Annotated in this window: 18 protein-coding genes; 3 read left to right on the top strand and 15 right to left on the bottom strand. The window is 66.0% G+C overall.

Annotation, left to right across the window (positions count from 1 at the left end):
• Positions 1-241 precede the first annotated feature (241 nt).
• Positions 242-3088, top strand: coding sequence for an ATP-binding protein (locus AYJ54_RS14725; protein ID WP_063699734.1), 2847 nt, complete (start codon positions 242-244; stop codon positions 3086-3088).
• Between the two features lie 118 nt (positions 3089-3206).
• On the top strand, positions 3207-3914 hold the full coding sequence (locus AYJ54_RS14720; RefSeq protein WP_063699610.1) for a hypothetical protein: 708 nt from the start codon (positions 3207-3209) through the stop codon (positions 3912-3914).
• Between the two features lie 62 nt (positions 3915-3976).
• Here the strand turns inward: AYJ54_RS14720 and AYJ54_RS14715 are convergent, their stop codons facing one another.
• Genes AYJ54_RS14715 through AYJ54_RS14695 form a run of 5 tightly spaced genes read right to left on the bottom strand, consistent with a single transcriptional unit; the run spans position 3977 to position 9458 of the window.
• Entirely contained in the window at positions 3977-4969 is a 993-nt protein-coding gene (locus tag AYJ54_RS14715; protein ID WP_063699609.1) for an ABC transporter ATP-binding protein, read from the bottom strand.
• Positions 4966-5955, bottom strand: coding sequence for an ABC transporter ATP-binding protein (locus AYJ54_RS14710; RefSeq protein ID WP_063699608.1), 990 nt, complete (start codon positions 5953-5955; stop codon positions 4966-4968). The genes AYJ54_RS14715 and AYJ54_RS14710 overlap by 4 nt, the downstream gene beginning before the upstream one ends.
• A 19-nt stretch (positions 5956-5974) precedes the next feature.
• Positions 5975-6898: an ABC transporter permease gene (locus AYJ54_RS14705; RefSeq protein ID WP_063699607.1), complete on the bottom strand. Its 924-nt coding sequence runs from the start codon at positions 6896-6898 to the stop codon at positions 5975-5977.
• Entirely contained in the window at positions 6895-7836 is a 942-nt protein-coding gene (locus AYJ54_RS14700) for an ABC transporter permease (RefSeq protein WP_063699606.1), read from the bottom strand. The genes AYJ54_RS14705 and AYJ54_RS14700 overlap by 4 nt, the downstream gene beginning before the upstream one ends.
• Before the next feature lie 17 nt (positions 7837-7853).
• Complete coding sequence (locus tag AYJ54_RS14695) at positions 7854-9458, bottom strand: ABC transporter substrate-binding protein (RefSeq protein ID WP_063699605.1); 1605 nt, start codon at positions 9456-9458, stop codon at positions 7854-7856.
• Between the two features lie 1202 nt (positions 9459-10660).
• On the opposite strand from AYJ54_RS14695, the gene AYJ54_RS14690 reads away from it, so the two are divergent.
• Positions 10661-11821, top strand: coding sequence for an MFS transporter (locus AYJ54_RS14690; RefSeq protein WP_063699604.1), 1161 nt, complete (start codon positions 10661-10663; stop codon positions 11819-11821).
• Positions 11822-11842: 21 nt separating this feature from the next.
• Here the strand turns inward: AYJ54_RS14690 and AYJ54_RS14685 are convergent, their stop codons facing one another.
• From AYJ54_RS14685 to AYJ54_RS14640, 10 genes are all read right to left on the bottom strand, one after another.
• Positions 11843-13276, bottom strand: coding sequence for an NAD-dependent succinate-semialdehyde dehydrogenase (locus AYJ54_RS14685; protein WP_063699603.1), 1434 nt, complete (start codon positions 13274-13276; stop codon positions 11843-11845).
• Positions 13277-13376: 100 nt separating this feature from the next.
• Positions 13377-15074 (bottom strand): GMC family oxidoreductase, encoded by a 1698-nt coding sequence (locus AYJ54_RS14680; RefSeq protein WP_063699733.1) that lies wholly within the window; start codon positions 15072-15074, stop codon positions 13377-13379.
• 64 nt (positions 15075-15138) lie between these two features.
• The gene (locus AYJ54_RS14675) at positions 15139-16470 is read right to left on the bottom strand and encodes an MFS transporter (protein ID WP_063699602.1); all 1332 of its coding nucleotides are present in this window, start codon (positions 16468-16470) and stop codon (positions 15139-15141) included.
• Positions 16471-16543: 73 nt separating this feature from the next.
• The gene (locus AYJ54_RS14670; protein WP_063699601.1) at positions 16544-17350 is read right to left on the bottom strand and encodes an enoyl-CoA hydratase/isomerase family protein; all 807 of its coding nucleotides are present in this window, start codon (positions 17348-17350) and stop codon (positions 16544-16546) included.
• A gap of 28 nt (positions 17351-17378) precedes the next feature.
• Positions 17379-18923 (bottom strand): AMP-binding protein, encoded by a 1545-nt coding sequence (locus AYJ54_RS14665; RefSeq protein WP_063699600.1) that lies wholly within the window; start codon positions 18921-18923, stop codon positions 17379-17381.
• On the bottom strand, positions 18916-19431 hold the full coding sequence (locus AYJ54_RS14660) for a (2Fe-2S)-binding protein (RefSeq protein ID WP_063699599.1): 516 nt from the start codon (positions 19429-19431) through the stop codon (positions 18916-18918). Before AYJ54_RS14660 ends, AYJ54_RS14665 begins: the two co-directional genes overlap by 8 nt.
• Complete coding sequence (locus AYJ54_RS14655) at positions 19428-20243, bottom strand: FAD binding domain-containing protein (protein ID WP_063699598.1); 816 nt, start codon at positions 20241-20243, stop codon at positions 19428-19430. Before AYJ54_RS14655 ends, AYJ54_RS14660 begins: the two co-directional genes overlap by 4 nt.
• Complete coding sequence (locus tag AYJ54_RS14650) at positions 20240-23257, bottom strand: xanthine dehydrogenase family protein molybdopterin-binding subunit (protein ID WP_063699597.1); 3018 nt, start codon at positions 23255-23257, stop codon at positions 20240-20242. Before AYJ54_RS14650 ends, AYJ54_RS14655 begins: the two co-directional genes overlap by 4 nt.
• 131 nt (positions 23258-23388) lie before the next feature.
• Entirely contained in the window at positions 23389-24228 is an 840-nt protein-coding gene (locus AYJ54_RS14645; protein ID WP_063699596.1) for a helix-turn-helix transcriptional regulator, read from the bottom strand.
• Positions 24229-24352: 124 nt separating this feature from the next.
• Positions 24353-25774, bottom strand: a complete 1422-nt coding sequence (locus tag AYJ54_RS14640; protein ID WP_063699595.1) for a UbiD family decarboxylase — start codon at positions 25772-25774, stop codon at positions 24353-24355.
• Positions 25775-25792: the final 18 nt, after the last annotated feature.

The following is a 25792-nucleotide window of genomic DNA, read 5'->3' as shown; positions in this document are numbered from 1 at the left end:
TGGTGACGCGTACGACGTGGCGGCAGAACCGCCGGCTCAACGTTCAAGCGCCGTGCCGAGTTTTCCCGATTGCTCCATAAGCTGCTCGTGTTTAAACGAAATTTTCGAAGGATGCGCCCCGTGCGGTCGGCCGGCTCGACAAGCGTTGCTCGATTTCGCCGTTTTCGACCGGTTTACTCGGGACCTCATTCCGGCGGATCAAACCGCGGACATCAGCACCTTCCCTTCGGGATCATGGCGCGTGCCAGACACTAACGACCAGGACTCGGCCTTTTCCTTCGGGCCCTTTCGACTGTTTCCAAAGTCGCGGCTGCTGGAGAAGGATGGCACGCCGCTTCATGTCGGGGGCCGCGCGCTCGACATCCTCATCTTTCTCACCGAACGGGCCGGCGAGGTGGTCGACAAGCGGGAGCTGGTCAAACGCGTGTGGGCCGACGTGAATGTCGACGAAGGCAGCCTGCGCTTCCACATCACGACACTTCGCAAGGCCCTCGGTGAAGCGGGCGAAGGCTCCCGCTACGTCGTCAACGTGCCCGGACGCGGCTATTGTTTCGCTGCACCGCTGTCGCGGGCTGCGCTCGCGGACCGACGGGTGGCCGAGCCTGTCTCCTCTCCGCGTACCCTCCCCGCGCCGCTTGCGAAGATGATCGGGCGAGACGACGCAGTCGAGAAGATTTCGGTCGAGCTTTCGCTGCATCGCTTCGTCACAATCGTCGGGCCCGGAGGGATCGGCAAGACCTCGGTCGCGCTTGCCGTCGCGCACGGCCAGCTTGGGAGCTTCGATGGTCAGGTGCGCTTTGTCGATTTCGGTGCGCTGACGGACACAAGGCTCGTTCCCGGCACCATCGCCGCAGCGCTTGGACTGACCGTCAATTCAGAGGACCCGATCCCGGGGATGATGACGTTCCTGCGCAGTCGGCGGATGCTCCTGGTGTTCGACAGTTGCGAGCATATCCTCGACGAGCTTGCGCCCCTGGCCGAGCGCATCGTGCGGGAGGCACCTCAGGTGCACATTCTCGCCACCAGCCGCGAGTCCTTTCGCACCGAGGGCGAGCGCGTCTATCGTCTGTTTCCGCTGGATTTGCCCCCGCAGCGCGACGGGCTTGGCATCGCTGACGTCCTCGCCTATCCGGCGACCCAGCTCTTCATCGAACGGATCGCCGAGAGCCTGAGTGAATTCGAGCTGAACGAGGAGGACGCGCCGCTCGTTGCCGAGATCTGCCGGCGGCTGGACGGCATTGCGCTGGCGATCGAACTCGCCGCCGGGCGGGTCAACGCCTATGGAATTGCCGGAACGGCCTCGCTTCTCGACAGCCGTTTCTCGCTGTTATGGCGCGGACGACGCACCGCGGTCCCGCGGCACCAGACGCTGAGCGCGGCGCTCGGCTGGAGCTACGATCTGCTGCCGGCAGCCGAAAGCGCGACCTTGCGCGGACTGTCGGTGTTCGTCGGGCCCTTCACGCTGGAAGCCGCGCTTGCGGTTGCCTCCTGCCAGGGCATCGGCGAGCCGGAGGCCGTCGAGGTGATCTCGAACCTGCTCTCCAAATCGCTGATCGCAACGTCGCCTGCGGAACGGCGGCTGAGATATCGCCTGCTCGACACGACCCGCGCCTTCGTGGCGGACAAGCTGATCGAGAGCGGAGAAGCGGCCCGGGTCGCGCGTGCTCACGCCGAATATTTTCGTGATTTCTTGCGCGACATCGCGCTCAAATCCACCGGCATGCAGAGCGCGGGCGGCTTCCTTTCCTATGCCGACCATCTGCCCAACGTGCGGGCCGCGCTGAACTGGAGCTTCTCAGAGAGCGGCGACCGCGCGATCGGCGTGGATCTGGCGGCCTCGGCGGCTCGGTTCTTCCTCGAGCTCACTCTGCTGACGGAATGCTACCGCTGGACGCAGCAGGCTCTCGCATCTCGCGATGCGACACCGATAGACAGCCGTCACGAAATGACGCTGCAGGCCGCGCTCGGCGTGTCCGTGATGTTCACGCAAGGCAATACGGAGGCCGTCCGCTCGGCGTTCACGCGAAGCCTGCAGCTCGCCCGGGAGCTCGATGATCTGCACTGGCAACTCTGGCTGCTGCGCGGGCTGCACATCTACCTGACGCGGGTCGGAGATTTCCACGGCGCGCTCGATACCGGGGTGCAGGGTGAATCCGTCGCGCGGAAGCTGAATGACCCCACCAGCACGCTGAACGTCGAATGGATGCTCGGCGTGGCGCATCACCTGATCGGCAACCAGGACAAGGCCGTGCAGTTCTGCGAGAGCGCGATGGTGCATAACCCCAGCTCGCAGCGGCTGAATATCGGACATCTCGGCTATGATGACCGCATCGTTGCGCTGGTGGCGCTGGCGCGCGGGCTCTGGCTCACCGGCCGGCCCGACCGCGCGATCGAGGCGGCCAGGTACACCGTTCGTGAAGCCGAGCAGGTCGGGCAGCCGCTGACGCTGGGCATTTCCCTGATCTGGACGATCTATGTGTTCCTGTGGGTCGGCGACTGGGCCAGCGCCGAAAGCATGATCGACAGGCTGATCGACCATGCCGCGCGGCATTTCCTCGGCCCCTATCACGCGGTCGGAATCGGCCAGAAAGGCGAGCTTCTGCTGCGCCGCGGAGACGTCGCGGGCGGCATCGATCACCTTCGCCGCAGCCAGGCCACGCTCTACGCGACGCGGCATCGGATCATGACGACGGTGTTTGCGACCGCGCTCGCGGAGGGTCTATTGTCCCAGAACCAGCTCGACGAGGCGCTGCGGACGATCGACGCGGCCCTCGCCCAGGTCGGTGATGATCACGGCGAATCCTTCGACATGCCGGAGATGCTTCGGGTGAAAGGCGACATCCTGGCCCGGTCGGGCAATGCCGCGGAGGCCGAGCGCTATCTCCAGAAATCGCTCGAGTTGTCGCGGCGGCAATGCGCGCTCGGCTGGGAGCTGCGCGGCGCAGTCAGCCTCGGCCACCTCTGGCGCCAGGCCGGGCGGCGCGGCGACGCACGCGCCTTGCTCGCCCCCCTCGTCGCGCGGTACCAAGAGGGCCTCCAGAGCCACGATCTCGCCATCGCGAAGGAGCTGCTGAGCGCCCTGAACTGAGAGTGTCTTCAACGGGATGCCGCCGAACGAAGGACTCGCAACTCCTAACAACTTCTAACACGCCAAGCCGCAAGCGCCCCGCCATGGTGATGCGACCCTATCGTGGATGCGGTGAGATATGGCCCTCTTGGACGATGCGATCGATGCCAGCGGAGGTTTGGCCCGCTGGCACAATCTGAGCCGATTCACGCTCCATTTGTCCGTCGGCGGAACGCTGTTCTCCAGCGCCGGACACGCCAGTGAATTCAAGGACGTGATCGCGGAAGGATCGACGCGGACGCAATCCGTCCGGTTCACGGGCATCACGGGCGGCGAACAGTGCGGTTCGTTTCAACCCGACGCGATCACCATCGAAAGCCTGGATGGTGAAGTACTGCGCACCTGGGATAACCCGAACCTTGCATTTCCTGGCCTCGGTGCACACGCACTGGCGGATGAACTGCACCTCATCTTTTTCTGCGGCGTCGCGATCTGGACCTATCTGACGACTCCATTTCTCCTCGCCCATCCCGATGTCGTCGTGGAAGAATTGCCACCGTGGCACGAGAACGCCGACACCTGGCGGCGCCTGCGCGCGCAATTCCCGCCGAGCCTCATCACCCTCGCGCCCGAGCAGATCTTCTATTTCGACGAGAGCGCTTTGCAGCGGCGCAACGATCACGATCTTCTTGGAATGAAGGTCGCGAACTACTCCTGGGCCCATGATCATTTCGGCGGCATCGTGGTTCCGACGCTTCGGCGCGCGCAGACGTTGCGGCCTGATGGAACCGTGATCGCCAAGCCAGTGCTGATCGACGTCGAGATCTTCGACGCCTTCTTCGAATAGCGGCGACGACACGCGAGGGTCGGACAACGGTCTCAACGTTCCCTGCATCTGCATCCATCCGATCACGGTCGCCATCCCTGTGGCGGCTCGTCGAGGTGACACGCCACCCATTGGTCGCTGCCGGTCGCGCGCAGCTGCGGCTCCTCGATCCGGCAGCGATCAAAAGCAAAGGGACAGCGGGTGTGAAAGCGACACCCGCTCGGCGGATTGATCGGGCTCGGCACGTCGCCGCGGAGGATGATGGGGCTGCGCGCGGCGCCCGGCTCGGGTAGCGGCACCGCCGACAGCAGCGCCTGGGTGTAGGGATGACTCGGCGCTGCGAATATCTCCTGCTTCGGCGCCAGCTCGACGATCTTGCCGAGATACATCACCGCAACGCGATGGGTCATGTGCTCGACGATCGCGAGATCGTGGCTGATGAAGAGCAGCGCGAGGCCGAACTCGCGCTGGAGGTCCTGTAGCAGGTTGACGATCTGCGCCTTGACCGAGACGTCGAGCGCCGAGACCGCCTCGTCGCAGACGATCAGCTCGGGTTCGGCCGCGAGCGCCCGCGCGATCCCGATGCGCTGACGCTGGCCGCCCGAAAACTCGTGCGGCCTGCGGTTGAGCGCCTCGCGCGGCAGCCGCACGGTATCCATCAGCGACGCGACGCGCGCATCGAGGTCGGCCGCGGATTTGGCGAGCCCGAAATTGCGGATCGGCTCGGCGAGGATGTCGCGCACGCGCATGCGCGGGTTGAGGCTCGAGAACGGATCCTGGAACACCACCTGCACGCGGCGGCGCATCTGGCGCAACGCGCTCGGCGAGGCATCGTCGATGCGCTGGCCATCGAGGATCACCTGGCCCGCGGTGACGTCGAACAGGCGCAGGATGGCACGGCCTACCGTCGACTTGCCGCAGCCGGATTCGCCGACGAGCGACAGCGTCTCGCCGCGCTCGATCTCGAAGGAGACGCCGTCCACCGCATAGACGCGTTCGGATCTGGGGCCGAACAGGCCGGCGCGCACCGGAAAATGCTTCTTGAGATCATTGACCTGGAGCAGCGGAGGGCTCATGCCGCGACGGCCCCCTTGGCGGCGTAGTGACAGGCGGCGATGTGTCGAGGGCCCTTCTCTTCGAGGCCTGGCGCGTATTGGCGACAGAGATCGGTAACGAGCGGGCAACGTCCGGCGAAGACACAGCCGGTGATCGGTTTGCGGAGATCGGGGACCTGCCCGGGAATCTCGGCCAGCCGCTTCGACGCGCCTGACAGCGAGGAGCCGAGCCTGGGCACCGCGCCAAGCAGGCCTTGCGTGTAGGGATGACGCGGCGCGCGGAACAGCTCGGCCACCGACGCCTCCTCGACCTTGCGGCCGGCATACATGACCATGACGCGCTCGGCGATCTCGGCGACCACGCCGAGATCGTGGGTGATCAGGATGATCGCAGCTCCGACCCGGCGCTTGAGATCCAGCATCAGTTTCAGGATCTGCGCCTGGATCGTCACGTCAAGCGCGGTGGTCGGCTCATCCGCGATCAGGAGCTTTGGATTGCATGCGAGCGCGATCGCGATCATCACGCGCTGGCGCATGCCGCCGGAGAGCTGATGCGGATATTCGCGCACGCGCCGCTTCGGCTCGGGAATGCCGACCAGGGTCAGCATCTCGATGGCGCGCACCTCGGCGGCCTGCTTATCGAGGCCCTGATGCATCATCAGCGTCTCGCGGATCTGACGGCCGACAGTGAGAACCGGATTGAGGCTCGTCATCGGCTCCTGGAAGATCATCGAGATGTCGTTGCCGCGGATGGCGCGCATCTCGCGGTCGGGCAGTTGCAACAGATCCCTGCCCGCGAAGCGGATGGCGCCGGCGATCCGGCCCGGCGGCTCGGGGATCAGCCGCATCAGGGACATCGATGTCACCGACTTGCCGCAGCCGGACTCGCCGACGATCGCAAGCGTCTCGCCCTCATTGACGTGAAACGACACGCCGTCGACCGCGCGGTTGATGCCGCCAGGTGTGCGGAAGTGGGTTTGCAGATTCTCGACTTCGAGCAACGCCATCGTGGTTCGCCCCCAAGTGTTAGAGACGTTTGGCCATGCGCGGATCGAGCGCATCGCGAAGGCCATCGCCGAGCAGGTTCACGGCGAGCACGGTGACGGACAGGAACGCCGCGGGAAAGAATACGATATAGGGTTTCACCTGCCACAGCGCGCGGCCCTCGGCCATGATGTTGCCCCAGGACGGAACAGTGGGTGGCGTCCCGGCGCCGATGAAGGACAGGATGGCCTCCGTGATCATCGCGCTGGCGCAGATATAGGTCGCCTGGACCAGCATCGGCGCAAGCGTGTTGGGCAGGATATGGCGCAGGATGATCATCGGCGTGCGCGTGCCGCAAGCCACCGCCGCGTCCACATAGGGCTGCTCGCGCAGCGACAGCACCACACTGCGCACGAGGCGCGAGACGCGCGGGATCTCGGCTATGGTGATGGCCAGGATGACGTTGCCGACGCTGCCCCGCGTCAACGCCATCAGCGCGATCGCCAGCAGGATCGGCGGGATCGCCATCAAGCCGTCCATGAACCGCATCAAAATGCCGTCCGCCCAGCGCACGAAGCCGGAGACGACGCCAATGGCAAGGCCGGCAGCCGAGGCGAATATCGCGACGGAGAGACCGACCGTGAGCGAGACGCGCGCCCCGTAGAGCACGCGCGAATAGATGTCGCGGCCGAGCACGTCGGTGCCGAACCAGAAATCGGCCGACGGCGCGCGCGTGCGCTTGGCAGGTGCGAGCGCGGTCGGATCGACGGTTCCAAGATAGGGCGCGAAGATCCCGATCAGAATGAGCACGATCAGCAGCGCGCCGCCGATCGCGACCGTCGGATGGCCGCGCAGGAAGCCGATGATGCCACGCCGAATCCTGACCGGCTGGAGCAGCTCGGGCAGTTGCGGTGCGATGACGAGGCCGGCCGGAAGCGGCTGCGTTGTGGCAATCGTGTCGGTCAATAGCGGATCCTCGGGTCGACCAGGGTGTAGGTGACGTCGATCAACAGGTTGACCAGCACGTAGACGAAGCTGAACAGCAGCACGATGCCCTGGATCACCGGATAGTCGCGCCGCAGGATCGCATCCACCGTCAGCCGGCCGAGCCCGGGGATCGCGAACACGCTCTCGGTCACGACCGCGCCGCCGATCAGGAGCGCAATGCCGATCCCGATCACGGTCACGATCGGCACCGCCGCGTTCTTCAGCGCGTGAATGAACAGGATGCCGCCCTGCCCCAGCCCCTTGGCGCGCGCGGTGCGGATATAGTCCTGCTGCAGCACTTCGAGCATGGCGGCGCGGGTGATCCGCGCGACCAGCGCGATGTAGACGCAACCGAGCGCGATCGCCGGCAGGATCAAATTCTCCAGCCACGGCCAAAAGCCCTCGCTGAGCGGCGTGTAGCCCTGCACCGGAAGCCATTCGAGCTCGAGCGCGAAGATGTAGGCGAGCATGTAGCCGACGACGAAGACCGGCAGCGAGAAGCCGAACACGGCAAACGCCATGATGGCGCGGTCGACCAGGCTTCCGGCCTTCCAGGCCGCCACCACCCCGAGCGGCACCGCGACCACGATCGTGAGCAGGAGAGTGACTGTCATCAGCGACAGCGTCGGTCCGAGACGCTGCCCGATCATCGCGGAGACCGGCAGGTTGGTGAAGATCGAGGTGCCGAGATCGCCGTGCAGGATGCGCCAGACCCAGTCGCCGAACTGGATCAGGAAGGGACGGTCGAGGCCGAGGCTCTGACGGATGCGCTCCACATCCTCCGGGCTTGCCTGATCGCCCGCGATCACCACGGCCGGATCACCGGGCGCGATATAGAGCAGGCTGAACACGAACAGCGCGACGATCGCCATCACCGGCAAGGTCGCGAGGATGCGCCGGAGGATATAAGAGAGCATCTGGCCTCACCGCACCGTCATGCGGACTTCGACACGCCCCAGAAGAATGGCAATGGCCCCTTGGTGATGCCCGAAACGTTCTTGCGCCAGGCCGTGTAGCTGAGGAAGAAGCCGGTCGGGGCGTAGACAACGTCCTCGAGCGCCGCCTTGTTGAGGCGAGCGACCGCGGCCTTCTCCTCGTCGAGATTCTTGGCGTCGAACCAGGCCGTGACCTCCTTCTCGACGCCCGGGCTGTTGGGCCAGCCGAACCACGCCTTGTCGCCGTTGGCGCGAATGGCGGTGTAGGGAGCGGGATTGATGCAGTCCGCACCCGCATGCCAAGTGTGGAACATAGCCCAGCCGCCCTGCCCCGGCGGCGTCTTCTGCGCGCGACGGGAGCCGACCGTGCCCCAATCGGTGGCGACGAAGTCGACATTCATGCCGAGCCTCTTCAGGAGGTCCGCGGTCACGTCGCCTTGCGCCTTGGTGATCGGCTGGTCCTGCGCCACCAGGCACGTGACCGGCTGGCCGGCATAGCCGCTCTCTGCGAGCAACTTCTTGGCGGCGTCGAAATCGCGCTTGCCCTTCAGGATCTCGCCGCCCGCTTCGCTATAGAGCGGCGTATCCGGCGTAAAGAAGCCCGGCAGCGGCTTCCAGAGCGCGGTGTCGTCGCCAACGATCGCGCGCATGTAGTCTTCCTGGCTGAGCGCCATCAGGACCGCGCGGCGGGCCCGCACGTCGTTGAAGGGCGGGTACAGGTGGTTCATGCGGAACGATCCGACATTGCCGAGGGGATCGCCGATATCGACGCTGATATTCTTGTTCTTCTTCAGCACCGGCACGAGGTCGGCGATCGGGCTCTCCCACCAGTCGACCTCGCCGTTTTGCAAGGCCGCGGCTGCGGTGGCCGGATCCGGCATCACCACCCACTCCACACGATCGACCAGGATCTGCTTGCCACCGGCAAGCCAGGACGCCTTCTCCTGCCGCGGCACGTAGTCGGCGAACTTCTCGAACACAGCCTTCGCGCCGGGAACCCACTCGGTCTTGGCGAACTTCATTGGCCCGGAGCCGACATAGTCGGTGATCTGCTTGAACGGGTCGGTCCGCGCAATGCGCTCGGGCATGATGAAGCTGCAAGGCGAGTTGTTCTTGGCGAGCGCGTAGAGCATCTTCGGATAGGGCTGCTTCAGGACCCATTTGAAGGTGCGGTCGTCGACCGCAGTCAGCTCCTGCTGGAGCGCCTTGATCATCAGCCCCATCGGATCGCGCGCCGCCCAGCGCGAGAGGCTCGCGACGACGTCCTTGCTCAGCACCGGCTCGCCGTCATGGAACTTGAGCCCCGATCGCAGCTTGAATGTCCAGGTCGTGCCGTCGTCGGTCACCTCCTCGGACTCGACCATCTGGCGCTGCGGCTGGAGCTGCGCGTCGATGCCGTAGAGCGTATCCCAGACCAGCGCAGCGGCGTTGCGCACGACATATTGCGTGCCCCAGATTGGATCGAAGTTGGCGAGGTTGGCTTGCGGCACGAAGCGCAGCGTGCGCGCGGCTGCGCCTTGCGCGATTGCCGGAGCCGAAAGGCCACCGGTCAATGCCAGACCGCCTGCGCCGGCCAGTCCCTTCAGTACGGTCCTGCGATCCATGAAGTCCTCCCGGTAGTGCCGTGTTGCCGGCCGTCGTTGGCCAAGAGCAGGTGAAACCGAGCCCATTGGCGTGCAAATGGTATGCCAGTAACCGCGCCTTCGCCAACAGGATTCTGATCGAGGGTTCGGGGCCGACGTGCGATGAGGCAGAGGCTGCCGCAATCGGCACGGCTCATCGTTCTCGCGGCGCGTTTCGCCCGAGTTTTGCGCTTCTCTTAACGCTCCCTCGAGAAGAGGGCGCAGGGAAGGCCGGGCGCCGGCTGGCACCCATAACACCCCCGTGCCAAGACATTGCACACGCAATGCACAGGGGAGACACAGGGCAGCCGAGACATCCGGCCTTCCCTGCGCAGTGGTTTGACGGCCTATGCCGCGCTCTCCCCGGAGACGAATTCCTTCTTGCCTCCGTCGCGTTCGCGAAATGCACGACACCGCCCCGGTTGGTTCGATGCCGCATCCGCGAAGGCTTGACCGTAGCAACGACGGCCAGGACCACACGGTTTTGCCGTACGCGAGCCGCCCTGCTTCGCCCAAGGGCTTCGCAAGGCTAAACGCCGTTCGTCGAACGCGGCTTGCGAGGGGCTCACGGGGTTCGGCTCAATCCTCTGCCCGCCCTGCCACTCGCATCCGCGACGGCGCCGCTTGCGTCCACCGCAGCCCGATCCGCAGTTCGTGACGACGTACGACCGCCCCTTTCGTGGATCAGGATGCCACACGGATACGATAAAACCGAATTTCTGTAAAGACGAATATTTTGCGTCTTGCGATTGACCGAGGCGTAGCGTGTTTTGCCCGTCGGGCAACGCAAGGACTTGTAGCCCACATGAAGCGAAGCGGAATGCGGGAGCGGCCGTCCCGAATGTCGCTTCTGCCTTTGCTCTTCGAGCTACGGTGGACTGGTCGCTCATCTGGGCTACGACACTTGACGAACCGGCGAAACAGGTGCGCCGTCCATCCACTCGTCATTCCGGGGCGCGCCGCTCGGCGCGAGCCCCGAATCCATTTCTCCACACCGCCCGCTGCACAATGGATTCCGGGCTCGCACTTCGCGCGCCCCGGAATGACGAGCTATGATGGTGCGGCGTCACGATGACACAATTCGTCAACTTGATGCGCCTTCGGAACCCTGGCGTTCGCTCCTGGTTGATGATCTAAGCACGCCTACCCCTCCCGCGCACGCTTCCCCTCCCGGAGTTTCATTGATGACTTCAGCCGACCGGCCGGCGACACGGCTCGCGACGCGGCTTTCGTTTCTGGTCGCGGGCTTCGGCATCGCCTGCTGGGCGCCGCTGGTGCCGTTCGCCAAGGAGCGGCTCGCCGTCGACGACGCCATTCTCGGATTGCTGCTGCTCAGCCTCGGCATCGGTTCGGTGATCGCGATGCTCGCGACCGGCATTTTGAGCGCGCGCTACGGCAGCAAGCCGATCATCATCGCGGGCGGGCTCGGCCTTGCCCTTGTGCTGCCGCTGCTGGCGATCGTGGGCTCGCCCATGACACTGGCCCTGGTGCTTCTCGCATTCGGCGCCGCGCTCGGCTCCATCGATGTCGCCGTGAACATCCATGCTGTCGAGGTCGAACGCGCGGCGGGACGGCCGCTGATGTCCGGCTTTCATGCGCTGTTCAGCATCGGCGGGTTCGCCGGATCCGCGGTGATGACGATCCTGCTGTCGTTCCATCTTGGACCGCTCGCGAGCACGCTGATCTGCTCCGTCCTGATGCTGATCGCGATGGGGCTCGCCTGGCCGCGCCTGCTGCGCTCGACGCAGGCAAAGGAGGGACCGCTGTTCGTCCTGCCGCACGGCATCGTGCTTTTGCTCGCGCTGCTCGCGGCCATCACCTTTCTCGTCGAGGGCGCGATTCTAGACTGGGGCGCGTTGCTCGTCATCGGCGCGGGCCTCGTCGGCGAGGCCCACGGCGGGATCGGCTATATCGTGTTCTCGATCGCGATGACTGCGGGGCGGCTCGGCGGAGACGCCGTCGTGGCACGCGTCGGCGATCGCGCGACGCTGGTCTGGGGAAGTTTGCTCGCGGTCGCAGGTTTTGCGGTGCTGCTGCTCGCACCGAGCGCTGCGGTTGCGATGACCGGCTTCCTGCTCATCGGCCTTGGCGCATCGAACCTCGTGCCGGTGCTATTCCGCCGCTCCGCGACGCAAACCGCGATGCCGGTCGGGCTCGCGGTGGCGGCGATCACGACCGCCGGATATGCCGGCATTCTGGTCGGCCCCGCCGGCATCGGTTTTGTCGCCCATGCCGGCGGCCTGCCGATGGCGTTCTGGATGCTCGCCGCGCTGATGTGCCTCGTCACGCTTTCGGCGCGTGTGGTCACAGCGAAGTCGAGCGAAGCACGCCACGGCAAGCCGTGACGCGCCAATGATGGACGGCGTTTAAGCGCTCGCCTGAGTCACGAACTTGGTGTTGAGGTAGCCCTCGATCGCCTCGAGCCCGCCCTCCGAGCCGTAGCCGGAGTCCTTGATGCCGCCGAACGGCACTTCCGGCAGCGCGAGCCCGTGATGGTTGATCGACACCATGCCGCTCTCGACGTCGGCGCCAATCGCCTGCATCGTCTTGGTCGACGTCGTGTAGGCATAGGCCGCGAGCCCATAGGGCAGACGGTTCGCCTCGGCCACGACTTCATCATAGCTGCTGAACGACGTGATGGGCGCCAGAGGTCCGAACGGCTCCTCGTTCATGATGCGCGCATCGCGCGGCACGTCGGTCAGCACCGTCGGCTCGAAGAAGAAGCCCTCATTGCCGATACGCTTGCCGCCGGCCCGCACATTGGCGCCGCGCTGGACTGCGTCGGAAACAAGACCTTCCATCGCGTCGACGCGGCGCGGGTTCGCAAGCGGGCCCATGCGGGTGTCCTTGTCGAGGCCGTTGCCGACCTTGAGGCTCTTGGCGGCCGCCACGAACTTGTCGACGAACGGCTCGTAGACGCTCTCATGCACCAGGAAACGCGTCGGCGAGACGCAGACCTGGCCTGCGTTGCGGAACTTGTTGGCGGACAGGATCTTGGCGGCGTTATCCAGGTCAGCGTCTGCGAACACGATCGCCGGCGCGTGGCCGCCGAGCTCCATGGTGACACGCTTCATGTGCGCGCCGGCGAGCGCGGCCAGATGCTTGCCGACCGCGGTGGAGCCGGTGAAGCTGATCTTGCGGATGATCGGGTGCGGGATGAGATATTCCGACACTTCCGACGGCACTCCGAAGACGAGATTGACGACGCCGGCCGGAATGCCCGCATCCGCATAGGCCCGCACCAGCTCCATGCAGCTCGCCGGCGTCTCCTCAGGCCCTTTCACGATGATCGAGCAGCCCGCAGCGAGCGCGGCCGAGATCTTGCGGACCGCCTGGTTGATCGGGAAATTCCAGGGCGTAAACGCAGCGACCGGGCCGACCGGCTCCTTGGTCACGAGTTGGGAGACATTGCCCATCCGCGGCGGCACGATGCGGCCATAGGCGCGGCGGGCTTCTTCAGCGAACCAGTCGATGAGGTCGCCGGCCAGCATGGTCTCACCGGTGGCTTCCGCGATCGGCTTGCCCTGCTCCATGGTCATGACCGGCGCGATCTCGGCGGCACGCGAACGGATGATGTCAGCCGCCTTCCGCATCAGCTTGTAGCGGTCGAAGGGCGAGGTCCGACGCCAGGTCTCGAAGCCGGCCTTGGCGGCTTCCAGCGCCCGGTCGAGGTCCTGGCGCGAGGCGTGCGGGGTCTTGCCGATCGGCTGGCCGGTCGCGGGGTTGAGGATGTCCTCCGATTTGCCGGAGGAGCCATCGGTCCACTCGCCGGCGATGAACATCTGAACTTTCGGGTACATCCTTGCTGTCTCCTGCATGATTTCCGGCGCCAGCGGGATTGGCGACCCGCCGTTTCAAGCCGGCGCAGAGCTACACCGAAAGCCGCCCGGCGAAAAGGGATCAGTGATGTCGCAGCAACGCATCGCTGATCTTCTCGGCCACCATGATCACGGGAATATTGGTATTGGCCGTCGGCAACCGCGGCATGACCGAGGCATCCGCTACGTAGATGTTCTCGCTGCCGATCACCCTACCCTCGGGATCGACCACCGCCAAGGGATCGGCGGGATCGCCCATGCGGCACGTCCCCACCGGATGCCAGACGCCGAACACGCTCTGCCGCACGAAGCTTTCGAGCGCGCGGTCGTCCGCGAGCGTCGCCTGGAAGGCCGTGCCGTTCAGGAGCACGAGCCGGATCAGGAGCTGCCTGACGCCGGCGGGTACGTCGAGCATCTGACCCAGGATGGAGGCGAGGATGCGGTTGGACGTGCTGTATCGGCTCAGCCGCTTGATACGCGGCGAATAGGAGGCCGGAAAGAAATCGCCGGTCTCGGGATTGAGGGCCGGATGAATGACCAGCTTTGCCAATAGTCGCACGGTGGAGATCAACCGTTCGAGATCGCGCGGGTCGGACAGAAGGTTGAGATCGACGACCGGACGGGCTTTTGGATCACGCTCGGCCAAGGTGAGCGTGCCGCTCGAAAAAGGCCGGTTGCACCAGAGGAAGTAGAGCCCGAGCCGCGTGCCCAGCGCGTGCCAGCCGCCGCGAGCCGACGCCGTGATGTACATGTCCGAGACGTCGCAGCCCGGACGTCCCGAGGAAAAGCGCAACGCCGCGAAGTTGGGGCGCCGCCGGGACAGCGGCAGCCGCAGCCGGGGCGGCAGATACTGGCAAAAGGTCAGCGCGGGATGGTCGCGCAGATTGCTGCCGACGCCGGGAAGATCGATGGCGACAGTGATGCCGAGCGCGCGCAACGCCTCTGCCGGACCGATGCCCGCCCGCATCAGGATCGCCGGCGATTGCAACGCGCCCGCGGTGAGGATCACCCGGCCCGCACCGACGGTGAGCTTTTGTCCTGAGCGCGACACCACCACGCCTGTCGCACGGCGGCCTTCGAGCTGGAGCTGCACGACCTCGCTCTCGGCCCAGATGGTCAGGTTCGGCCGCCGCCGCGTCGCCGTGTCGAGATAGCCGGCGGCGGTGGAGACGCGCCGGTCGTTGCGGTTGGAGAAGGCAGGCGGGAAAATGCCGTCCTCGAATTCGGCGTTCTGGTCCTGCCTGAACGGCAGGCCGGTCGCCGACAACGCTTCGCCCACCGCCTTGCCGAATGCCGGCATCGCCTCGCGCGCGATGCGGCGGATCGGGATCGGACCGCTGCGGCCATGCAGCGGGCCCTCGAAATCGAGATCGGTCTCGAGCTTGCGGAAGTACGGCAGCACGTCGGCCCAGCCCCAGCCCCGCGCGCCGAGATCGCGCCACTCGTCATAGTCGCGCGGCAAGCCGCGATTGGCGGACTGCACGTTGATGCTGGAGCCGCCGCCCATCACGCGGCCCTGCTCGTAAGCGCGGACGACCGGCTTGCCCTCGACGTTGCGGCCGGCAGCGGCGCTGAGGCCCGGCCAGATATAGGTGTCGCCGAAGAACAGCGGCATGGGATAGCTGTCGAGGATTTCCGGCGGCGTCGCGTCCGGCGGTGTATCCATCCCGGCTTCGATCAGGAGAACGCGGCGGCGTCCATCGGCCGAAAGCCGGTTGGCGAGCACGCAGCCCGCCGACCCGCCGCCAACGATCACGTCGTCGAAATGCAGCCCATCCATTGTCAACTCGTCGTGCGGTCCGGTGAGCCGGCGCGGCTGCGATCTTGCCGCGCCGACGTGCAACTCAGCGAAAGTTGCCCTTGGTTTCGGGGATCACGATCGCCCCGATCAGGTAGATCCCGAAGACGCCAACCGCGAACATCGCGAGCGAGGCCGGAATCTGCGCCGGGCTTCCGCTCACCAGCGAGACGAAGGTCGGCATCATGCCGCCCAGCGCAAAGCCGATGTTCCAGGACAGGCCGGTGCCGCTCGCGCGCAGCGCGGTCGGGAAGCGCTCGTTCAGGAAGATCAGCACCGGTGCATAGCCGGCATTGCCGATGAAGGCGATGGCGAGCGCATAGAGCGTGATCTCAGTTACATCCTTCGTGGCCGCCAGGTTGAGATAGCACAGCGGCAGCAGCACCGCCGCGCAGACGCCGATCAGCAAAAACGTCTTCTTGCGGCCGATGCGATCGCTGAGGGCGCCGACCAGCACAGCGGAGAAGAATGCCGAGACGCTCGCGCCCATCAGGATCAGCGACGAAGTCTGGTTCGGGACCGCGTTGATCACTTTCAGGAAGCTCGGCAGATAGCCCGAGGTCAGATAGTAGCCGGCGCCGCCGCCGAAGGTGATCAGCAGGTTGACCAGCAATACCCCGCGATACTCGCCGGAGAACACCTCCTTGACCGGTGCTTTCGACACCTTGGCCTGCCGCGTGCCTTGCTGACGCTTGAGTTCCTTGAAGTACGGCGACTCCTCCAGGTTCTTGAAGATGAACCAGCCGAGCAGCGAGCTCAAAAGGCCGGAGAAGAACATGAAGCGCCAACCCCAGACCGCGAACGCATCGCCGGGGAAGACCGAGGACGTGATCAGGAAGATGAAGGACGCGAGCAGCGCGCCAATGCCGGCGCCGCCACCGCCGACCAGGCCGGACATCGCGCCGCGCCACTGCGGCGGCACCGACTCGGTGCCGATCGTATGCGTCGAGGCCACGACGCCGCCGACGAAGACGCCCTGCACCAGGCGCAGGATCAGGAACACGATCGGCGCGACGACACCGACCTGCGCGATCGTCGGCAGCACACCGAACGCCGCTGTGCTGATGCCGACGCCGATGATGGCGATCAGCATGGCGCGCTTGCGGCCATGCACGTCGGCATAATGTCCGAACACCGCCGAGCCGAGCGGCCGCATCAGCAGCGTGACGGCGAACGAGCCATAGACCGCCGCCAGCGACAGCGCCGCGTTGCTCGACGGGAAGAACAGCGCGCCGACGACCGGCGCCACGTACAACAGAATGAACAAATCGAACAGATCAAGCGCCCATCCCAACACGGACGCAATGATCGCGTTGACCATTTGCTTATTATCCGTCGACGCTTCCGCGCGTGCGATCGGCATATCCATCTCAGCCATTGTCTACCCTCCCCGTTTGAGTATTGCCGCGGCTCGCGTCCGGGCGAACCGCAGCTGTTGATTGCGTCGCGTGTCAGCGGCCGACGAACTTCGGCGGACGCTTGGCGTTGAAGGCCTCGACGCCTTCCTTGAAATCGTCCGACTGGCGCAGGCGGCTGTAGCAGTGGCCTTCGAGCTCGATCGCGATCGCCAGCGTCGAGTCCTCGGTGTCGTTCAGCAACTTCTTGGCCGTGCGCTGCGCGAGCGGCGAGAAGGTACGGAGCTCGTCGACAAGCTTGTCGGTCGCCTTCTCGAGCTCGCTATCCGGCACGCATTCGGTCGCAATGCCCCACTCCAGCGCCTGCTTCGCCGCAATGCGCTTGGAGCGCATGACGATGTCCTTGGTGCGGGTGATGCCGACCATCTTCTGCAGGCGCGCCGAGCCGCCCGATCCCGGGATCTGGCCGAGCTTCTGTTCCGGGAGCGCGTATTGCGCGGTCTCGGATACAATGCGGAAGTCGCAGGCGAGCGAGAGCTCGAAGCCGACGCCGAAGCAGTAGCCGCGATTGGCGACGATCACCGGCTTGGCGCAGCGCGCGGGCGCGGCGATGTTCCAGGCGAGCTTGGAGACGTGCTCGGGGCTCGCCTCCATGAAGCCGCCGATATTGCCACCGCTGGAGAAATGCTCGCCTTCGGCCCGCAGCACGATGATGCGGACGCGCGGATCCTCGTCCAGCGTCTCGAAGGTCAGCCGGAGCTGGTCGCGCTGCGGCATCGAAACGATGTTGTAGGGCGGACGTCCCAGGATGATGTCGGCGCGCTCCTTGGCCTCGTCGATCTCGACCTTGAACCCGTCGAGCTTGGCAAGGCGGGGATCGGCAAATGTGTAAGGTGACGGCATCTGTGCTTCCTTCTGTTGATGCTTGAGATCAGGCCGCGTCCGACGGCGGCAGGCGCTCGGCCTCGTATTCCCCGGCGACGAGCAGCCGCCGCAAGAGCTTGCCGACCGGCGATTTGGGAATCGCGTCGACGAAGACGTAGCGGCGCGGCCGCTTGAAATTGGCGAGCCCCGAGGTGCGGCAGAACTGCTCGAGCTCGACGTCCGAGACCGGACGATTGCGTCTGACGAAGGCGGCGACGATCTTGCCCCACCGCTCGTCGGCGATGCCGACCACCGCGACCTCGTCGACGGCGGGATGCAGCGACAGGCAGCTCTCGATCTCGACTGGCGAGACGTTCTCGCCGCCGGTGATGATCATGTCGTCGACGCGGCCGGTGACATAGAGATCGCCGTCTGGATCGACGAAGCCGGTATCACCGGTAAAATACCAGCCTTCGCGCAGCGCCTTGGCGTCGGCCTCGGGTCGGCGCCAGTAGCCTTCGAACGCCTCGTCGCCGGCAAGCAGCGCGATGATCTCCCCCTCCTCGCCGACCGCGGCGGCTTCCGCGACCGAACGCGCGCCGATGCGCACGACTCGGACATGCTGGTTGAGGCCGGCCTTTCCGGCCGAGCCCGGCTTTGCCGGAGCGTTCTGGTCGATCGTGAAGGTGTAGATCTCGGAGCTGCCGTAGTGATTGACGAACAGCTCCGGCCTGAAGGCGTCGTTGAGCTTCCTGAGCAGGCCGTCGGTCATCGACGCGCCGGCGAAGCCGAGCTTGCGCACGCTCGACACGTCGGTCGCGGCAAACGCCTCGTGATGGACGAGGTCGTGGTAGAGCGTCGGCACCAGATAGAGATTGGAGATATTCTCCTTCTCGATCAGAACCAGCGCCTGGCGACTGTCGTAGCGCGGCAGGCAGATGAAGGTGCCGCCGATCAGCGACATTGCCAGCAGCGAGCGAACGCCCATGGTGTGGTAGAGCGGCATCACGCCGAGCGTGCGCTCGCCGCGGCCATAGAGGTTTTGCGCGACATGGGCGATCGCTGCAGCCCGTTCGGCACGATGCCGCCGCGGCACGCCTTTCGGCCGCGAGGTCGTGCCAGAGGTGTAGAGCATGATCGACCAGGCATCGGCGCCGACACGCGGCTCGATATCCGGCGCGCCATCCTTGATCATGTCGGCAAAGCTGATCGCCTCGCCTGCCCGCGGATCGACCGAAACGCGCAGCAAGCGGCGGGCGCGTGACGAGCCCTTCACGGTCTCGGTGGAAATATCCTGGTAGAAGATCGCGCAGGCCTCGGCATTCTCGATACAGTAGTCGAGCTCGTCGGCCTTGGCGCGCCAGTTGATCGGCGTGATGACGAGGCCTGCGAACTGGCAGGCCCAGTGCAGCGTCGCCGCCTCCCAGCGGTTCTGCAAGAGCGTGACGACGTGATCGCCCGGCTTCAGGCCGAGGCGGTCGAACGAGGCCACCAGTGCGGAGATCTTCTCGTACCACTGCCGGTAGGTCAGGCGGAGATCGCCATCGATCAGCGCAATGGCATTGGGATCGCGCGCTGCGCTGGCAACGAAGCTGCTGCCGAGATCAAGCATCTGAGGACTCTTCCGTGGCTGTGGCGGACAGGGCGGCCTCTAACGCCGCCCGGATGATCGGGGTGTAGCCGGTGCAGCGGCACAGATGGCCGCTGAGGAGATCGCGGATCTCTTCCTCGGTCGGCGCCGGATTCCGGCTGAGGTAGTGGTCGAGCGACATCAGGATGCCGGCGGTGCAGAACCCGCACTGGAGCGCATGGTTGCGGCGGAAGGCGCGTTGCAGCGCCCCGAGCCGATCAGCCGACGGCGCAAGCCCTTCGACGGTCTTCACGTCGCAACCATCGACCTGGGCGGCAAGCGTGAGGCAAGACCGGGTGAGCATGCCGTCAACGACAACGGTGCAGGCGCCGCAGACGCCGTGCTCGCAGCCGACATGCGTCCCGGTCGCTCCCAGCTGGTGGCGCAGGAAATCGGACAGCAGCATGCGCGGCTCGGCTTCCGCCTCGACCGGTTTGCCGTTCAACTTGAAACGGACGAGATGGCGGCTATCGGCCTTGAGGCGGGTCATTGCAGCACCTCGCGGATCAGGTCGCGGCCGATCATGCGCACGAGGTCGCGGCGGTAGCGCGCGGTCGCATGGACGTCGTCGCGGGCATCGAGGTCGTAGGCAAAGCCGTTCAGGGCGTCGTCGAGTGCGCTGCCCTCCAGCCGCGGCCAATCGCGCGCCGTGGGGACGTCGGCGACGCCGCCGACAGCGAGGCGCACGCCCGAGGGCGTCCTCATCGCCGCGCAGGCGACAATGGCGAAGTCGCCGTGCCGGCGCGCGACCTCTCGGAAGGCAAAGCGTCCGTCGCGGACGATCGGAAGCGATATGCCTTCGATCAGCTCGTCGTCGGCGCGCGCGGTCAGCATCATGCCGGCAAAGAAGTCCTTTGCCGCCACGCGGCGGCGACGCCTGGCGCTGCGCAAATGCACCTCGCCGCCGAGTGCGACCAACGTGAGCGGCATCTCGGCGCTGGGATCGGCATGGGCGAGCGAGCCGCAGATCGTGCCCCGGCTGCGGGTCTGCATGTGCCCGACCCAGGGCAGCGCCAGCGCGACCAGCGGCAATGCCTCTGCAAGATCCGGCCACGCCAACAGCTCGGCCTGGCGCACGCCCGCGCCGATAACGACGGCATCGGCCTTCCGCTCGATCTGGCGGAACTCCTTGATGCGCATGATGTCGATCAGGAGCTTCGGCTTGGCGAGGCGCATGTTGAGCATCGCCATCAGCGACTGGCCGCCGGCGAGCACGCGCGCATTGCCGCCTTCCTGCGTGAGTCCTTCGAGGACATCGCCGACGTTCTCAGTGCGGAGATAGTCGAACGCGGCGGGCTTCATCGGCGCCCTCCCAAGAGGCTGGTGAGCTTTGCAAGCAGCGCGAACAGCGAGAAGCCGCCGCCCGCTGCGCCACCGCCACCGGCCTTGCGGGCGAGCGCCGTGAAGAACTGGCCGATAATCACCCGCGTGGCGCCGTCTAAGAGACGCCCACCGATGCTCACGACCTTGCCGCCGATGGCGGCGTCATAGCTGTAGGTCAGCCTCGTGCCGCCCTTGCCGTCGCCTTCCAGCGTGATCCGTCCCTCCGCGCTACCAAAACCGAGCGCGCCGTCGGCGCGTCCGCGCAAGGTGACCGCGCGCGGCGGATCGAGATCGAACAGCTCGACGTCGGCGCGATAGCGCCCGGTGACGGGACCGATGCCGAGCGTCACGTCGGCCCGGAAATGCGTCTCGGAGAGCCTGTCGACGCGCTGGCAACCGGGAATGACGGAATGCAGCGTCGCGGGATCGAGCAGCATCGCCCAGACCTGTTCCGGCGCGCCGTTCACCGAGGCCTGCCCCTCGCCGTGAAGCCGCCGGTCACCCTCGCGCGCCCGCGTGGCTGTCGAGCGTCCCGCGGGCGGCGGCGGCTCGACGCCGCGCACGAGCTCGGCGAGCCGCGCCGGCACCAGCGGCAGCGTGACGTCGGCGACGCCGAGCGCGTCCGCAACTGCGTTCGCGATGCAGACCGGCGTCGACATGCAATTGCCCTCGCCGACGCCCTTTGCGCCGAGCGGCGTAAAGGGCGACGGCGTCTCCATGTGAATGATCTGCGGCTCCGGCACCTCGGCGGTGGTCGGCAGCAGATAGTCGGCGAGCGTTCCCGTGAGAAAACTGCCGTCGTCGGCATACGCATACTCTTCATAGAGAGCAGCACCGAGCGCCTGGGCAAAGCCGCCGCGGATCTGGCCGTTGACCATGCCGGGATGCAGGATGGTGCCGCAGTCATGCATGGTGACGTAGCGATCGATCCGCGTCTCCAGCGTGGTGCGGTCGATCTCGACGCCGCAGAAATCGAAGATGAAGCCGTGGCAGAGCGAGGAGTTGATGCGGTCCTCGTCGTCGGGCGGCGTCAGCTCCGGCGGCGTCCAAAACACGGTCTCGCGAATGGTCTGGCCGGCATCGTCAGGCAACGAGCCGGGCGACCAGTGGCTGAGTGCTGCGACGCGCGAGAATGCGATCCGGTTCTCCGCATTGTGCCGGGAGGCGACGAAGCCGCGCGTGAACACGATGTCCGCCGCCTCGACGTTCAACTGGCCGGCAGCGATGCGGGCAAGCCTGCCGGCAACGCGCTCGGCCGCGAGTTTTGCAGTACCGGCAACGGCCGCGGCAAAGCGGCTGGCGTAATTGCCTGACGCGATCGACCAGGCATCCTTCGCTGTGTCGATCTCGGTGTTGACGCGGACGTCCTTCGGCTCGAGGCCGAACACGTCGGCGACGACCTGCGACAGCACGGTGCGATGGCCCTGCCCCTGCGGCACGGAGGCGACGTGAACGGTGACGCTGCCGACCGGATCGAGGCCGACGGTCGCAGTGGCCTGCGCGCCGTTCTTCGGCCCCGCCTTGCGGCGCTCCGCCGCCGTCAGCACCGTCGTGATGTAGCCCATGTTGGAGACGCTGGGCTCGACCACTGCAGTAAAACCGATGCCGTAGAGGCGCCCCTGCGCACGCGCCTCGTCGCGCTTCGCCTTGAGCTCGGCGAGCTTGCCCTGCTCGACCGCGCGCGAGACGGCTTCCTGATAGTTGCCGGAATCGAGCAAAGCACCGGTCGCGGTGCGATAGGGAAAGGCGCCCGCGTCGATCAGGTTGCGCCTGATGACATCGAGCGGGTCGAGACCGAGACCGATCGCGATGCGCTGCACCAGCCGCTCCAGCGCGAAATAGACCTGCGGTCCGCCAAAGCCGCGGTTGAGACCGGTTGGCGTCTTGTTGGTGACGACGACGCGGTTGCGGACCTTGACATGGCGGATGTCGTAAGCGCCGGTCAGATTGCCGTGCATGCGGTAGAGCGTTGCCGGTTCGGGCGCGCGCAGATGCGCGCCGCAGTCCTCGACCTGGTCCCAGTCGAGCGCAAGGATCTTGCCGTCGGCCGCAACCGCCGCCGACAACGTCGTCGCGCGGTTGGTCGCCGACACCGATGCGGTGAGATGTTCGAGCCGGTCCTCGATCCACTTGACCGGCCGGCCCGCGACGCGCGCGGCCGCCGCGATCAGCACGATGTAGGGAAACACGCCCTGCTTGACGCCAAAGCTGCCGCCGGAGTCCGGCGGCGTGCGCAGCCGCAGCCGGTTGCCCGGCACCTTCAGCGCGCGCGCGATCACCGTGTGGATGCTGAACGGTCCCTGGAAGTTGGCGAGGACCTCGAAGGCATCCTCGGCCGCATCGTGGGAGGCAACGACGCCATAGGTCTCGATCGGCGTGCAGGAGTTGCGCGGATATTTGATATCAATCGAGAATCGATGCGGTGCATCCGCAAAGGCCTGCTCGGGATCGCCGTAGCGGAAGGCGCGATCGCTGGCGAGATTGCCGGGAAAGCCGTCGTGCAGCACCGGCGCATCCGGCGCGAGCGCGGCGAGCGGATCAACGACCGCGCCGCGCGGGCGATACTCGACGGTGATCAGCTCGGCGGCGTCCTCGGCGCGGGCGCGGTCGGTCGCGACGATCACCGCCACGGGCTCGCCGACATAGCGCACGCGATCGATCGCAATCGGCCAGCACTCGACCGGCGCCTTCACGCCGACGACGAGGCTCGATGTGACCGCCTTGACGTGCTCGCCGGTCAGAACGGCCGCAACGCCCGGTAAGCGCTTGGCGGCTTCAATGTCGATCGAGAGGATATCCGCATGGGCGTGCGGCGAACGCAGGATCGCCGCGTGCAGCGTACCCGGCTGGACGCCGAGATCGTCGATGAAACGGCCTCGGCCGCTGAGCAGCGCGGCGTCCTCGACGCGCTCAATCGAACGCCCGACCCACGGCTTGTCGCCGCTCCTGCCCTGATCGACTGAGTTTGCGGATTTGACCGCAGCCTGCACCATGTCCCGGCATACCTCCCGACGCGTTCTTTGACGCGAGGGTGACAGTTGTCAGGACAGGGGGTGCGGGGGCCATACCGCCCGCTCTCACGACTTACCAAATCGTCTCATTCGAAGACGGGTGCGACGCAATATCAGCCCGCAAGACGCGAAACGTTGCGAAACTCGCGCGGGCTGACGCCGGCATGGTCGCGGAAAAAGCGCGTGAAATGCGCCGGCTCCGGAAAACCAAAACGCTCGCTGAGCTCGCCGAGTGGAGTCTCTTCGCGCATTACGGCGTCGAGCGCACGTTCCATCCGTACGACGTTGAGATAGAGCTTTGGCGAGACGCCGAGCGAGGTCTCGAACAGGCGAAAGAACTGCGCGCGCGACAGGCCGGCGCCGCGCACGAACTGATCGACGTTCGCGTAGGAATCCCGCGTGCGCATCGCATCCACTGCGCGACGGATGCGCCAGTCGCAGCTCACCGCGCTCATGCCGCGGATCGAGCTCGGGAAGCTGCGCCAGGGCGTGAACCGCTCGATCACCGCGATCATCAGGTCGGACAGCGTTTCCTCATGGGACCGCACGGCGTCCGGATGCGCCATCATCTCGGCGGCGAGCCGCATTGTGAGCTGACGGATGCGCGGCGACACCTCGCCCGACGGCTGCTCGAAGAAACCGGGCGCACCGCTTGCGGCCCATCCTGGGCGAAACTCCTTCAGCCATTCGGGCTCGATATAGAGCGCCAGGATGAGGGTGCGCGGCCGGTTGACGTCATGCACATAGGCATGCGGCTTCCAGCCATCGACGAGCACGGCGGCCGTGTCCGTGAGCGGCGTGACCCGGTCGCCCACCATAAACTGCGTGTCGGCGCCTTCGACCTTGAGCAGCACATGGCAGTGATGATGGGCATGACGCACCAGCGAACGGTCCATGTCGAGCAGAGCAACCCTGCCGAAAGCACCATGAGCGATGCGCAGGGCCGTCGACATCAGTTCCTCCCGTCGGATCTTGCCTTGCGAATTGGTTGGCTCGTTGGCGCGGCACTATAAGCAGGGTCGGCCGAAGATGCCAACGCCGCAAAGGGACGCAAGTTGCTGTCGTGCGGTAACCGGCTCATGAACGTGCCTCCGCGAGGAGGCGTGCGACCGCGGCGGCCTGATCGGCCTGCAAGGCCACGGCCAGATCGACCTGGTCCTCATCCTTCACGCAAATGCGCTTGAACGCGAGCTCGGGCGCATCAACGGGCGCGGTCGCATCCAGGCCCATCTTGGCACTGATTCCATTGTTGGAGGTCGGATCGAGCTTTGACCCGAGCGCACCTGATACAACCATGAGATCGCGGTCGGCCTGGAAGCGGGTCGCCACCGCCCATTCGATCTCCTCGGACGAGGAGATGTCGACGTCCTTGTCGACCACGACCACCTGCTTGATGTCGTAATGCGCGCCGAAGGCGCACATCATGACGTTCTTGGGCTCGCCGTCGTTGGTCTTGTCCAGCTTGATCGCGAGATGATAGCGGCAGGTGCCGCCGCGCGTGAGGCGGACATCGAGCACATTGGGAAAGCTGCGCCGCAAATGCTGCAGCAGCGTCGCCTCGCGCGGTACACCGCCGAGGATGAGGTGCTCATAGCCGCCGCCGACGATGGTGTGGAAGATCGGCTGCGCCCGATGCGTGATCGCATCGACCTCGATCACCTCGCGGTTGGAGCGCGGGCCGTAATATTGGGGGAATTCGCCGAACGGCCCCTCCGGCTCACGCACCTTGGGCAGGATTCTCCCCTCGATCACGATTTCCGCGTGGGCGGGAACGCGGACCGAATTGGTCCGGCATTTCACGACATCCACCGGCTGCCCCAGCAGCGCACCGGCAATCGCCATTTCGTCCTCGTCCAGCGCAGCGATCGCCTGCGAGGCCAGGAGCAGCGCCGGATGCGCGCCGATGACGATCGCGATCTCCAGCGCCTGCCCCTTCTCTTCGGCGAGGCGATAGTAGGAGAAGGTGTGCCGCGGCAGCAGCAGGACACCGATGCGGTTCTTGCCGCTGATCTGGCAGCGGTGGATGGACACGTTCTGGACGCCGGTCTTCGGGTTGCGGGCGATCAGCAGGCCGGCCGTGATGTAGGGACCGCTATCGCGCTCATTGTGCTTGGGGATCGGGAGCTGGCGGAGCAGATCGACGTCGTCGTGGACGACCTCCTGCACCGGCCCACTCGTCACCTCGTGGGTCGGCAACGGATTGCTAGCAGCAGCAAGAAAGCGCGGCAGCAATTGATCCTCGCTCACCCCGATGGAATTGGCGACCCAGTCGCGGCCGGCAAAGAGATTGGCGACTACGGGGATCTCGTGCCCGTCCGGATGCGGGAACAGCACGGCGCGGTCGCGCTCGAGGCGCTTCGCCACCGCGGCCAGTTCATCGGTAAGCGCGATGCCGTCGCGGGCGACGGCGAGCCTACCGCGTTCGGCGAGGTGAGCCAGCCAGGCGCGCAGGTCAGACGGCGCGTTCGCGCCTCTCGTGGCGAGATTTTCCATTCGCATGTGACGGGTCTTTCCTAA

The organism is Bradyrhizobium centrolobii (genome assembly GCF_001641635.1).
GTDB lineage: Bacteria > Pseudomonadota > Alphaproteobacteria > Rhizobiales > Xanthobacteraceae > Bradyrhizobium > Bradyrhizobium centrolobii.
This window is presented reverse-complemented; position numbering and strand designations above follow the sequence as displayed.

What these genes read in the sequence shown, in the direction of transcription:
- AYJ54_RS14720 (WP_063699610.1), top strand. Translation starts at nt 3,207, where the DNA reads ATGGCCCTCTTGGACGATGCGATCGATGCCAGCGGAGGTTTGGCCCGC.
- AYJ54_RS14715 (WP_063699609.1), bottom strand. Translation starts at nt 4,969, where the DNA reads ATGAGCCCTCCGCTGCTCCAGGTCAATGATCTCAAGAAGCATTTTCCG.
- AYJ54_RS14710 (WP_063699608.1), bottom strand. Translation starts at nt 5,955, where the DNA reads ATGGCGTTGCTCGAAGTCGAGAATCTGCAAACCCACTTCCGCACACCT.
- AYJ54_RS14700 (WP_063699606.1), bottom strand. Translation starts at nt 7,836, where the DNA reads ATGCTCTCTTATATCCTCCGGCGCATCCTCGCGACCTTGCCGGTGATG.
- AYJ54_RS14695 (WP_063699605.1), bottom strand. Translation starts at nt 9,458, where the DNA reads ATGGATCGCAGGACCGTACTGAAGGGACTGGCCGGCGCAGGCGGTCTG.
- AYJ54_RS14690 (WP_063699604.1), top strand. Translation starts at nt 10,661, where the DNA reads ATGACTTCAGCCGACCGGCCGGCGACACGGCTCGCGACGCGGCTTTCG.
- AYJ54_RS14685 (WP_063699603.1), bottom strand. Translation starts at nt 13,276, where the DNA reads ATGTACCCGAAAGTTCAGATGTTCATCGCCGGCGAGTGGACCGATGGC.
- AYJ54_RS14680 (WP_063699733.1), bottom strand. Translation starts at nt 15,074, where the DNA reads ATGGATGGGCTGCATTTCGACGACGTGATCGTTGGCGGCGGGTCGGCG.
- AYJ54_RS14675 (WP_063699602.1), bottom strand. Translation starts at nt 16,470, where the DNA reads ATGGCTGAGATGGATATGCCGATCGCACGCGCGGAAGCGTCGACGGAT.
- AYJ54_RS14670 (WP_063699601.1), bottom strand. Translation starts at nt 17,350, where the DNA reads ATGCCGTCACCTTACACATTTGCCGATCCCCGCCTTGCCAAGCTCGAC.
- AYJ54_RS14665 (WP_063699600.1), bottom strand. Translation starts at nt 18,923, where the DNA reads ATGCTTGATCTCGGCAGCAGCTTCGTTGCCAGCGCAGCGCGCGATCCC.
- AYJ54_RS14660 (WP_063699599.1), bottom strand. Translation starts at nt 19,431, where the DNA reads ATGACCCGCCTCAAGGCCGATAGCCGCCATCTCGTCCGTTTCAAGTTG.
- AYJ54_RS14655 (WP_063699598.1), bottom strand. Translation starts at nt 20,243, where the DNA reads ATGAAGCCCGCCGCGTTCGACTATCTCCGCACTGAGAACGTCGGCGAT.
- AYJ54_RS14650 (WP_063699597.1), bottom strand. Translation starts at nt 23,257, where the DNA reads ATGGTGCAGGCTGCGGTCAAATCCGCAAACTCAGTCGATCAGGGCAGG.
- AYJ54_RS14645 (WP_063699596.1), bottom strand. Translation starts at nt 24,228, where the DNA reads ATGTCGACGGCCCTGCGCATCGCTCATGGTGCTTTCGGCAGGGTTGCT.
- AYJ54_RS14640 (WP_063699595.1), bottom strand. Translation starts at nt 25,774, where the DNA reads ATGCGAATGGAAAATCTCGCCACGAGAGGCGCGAACGCGCCGTCTGAC.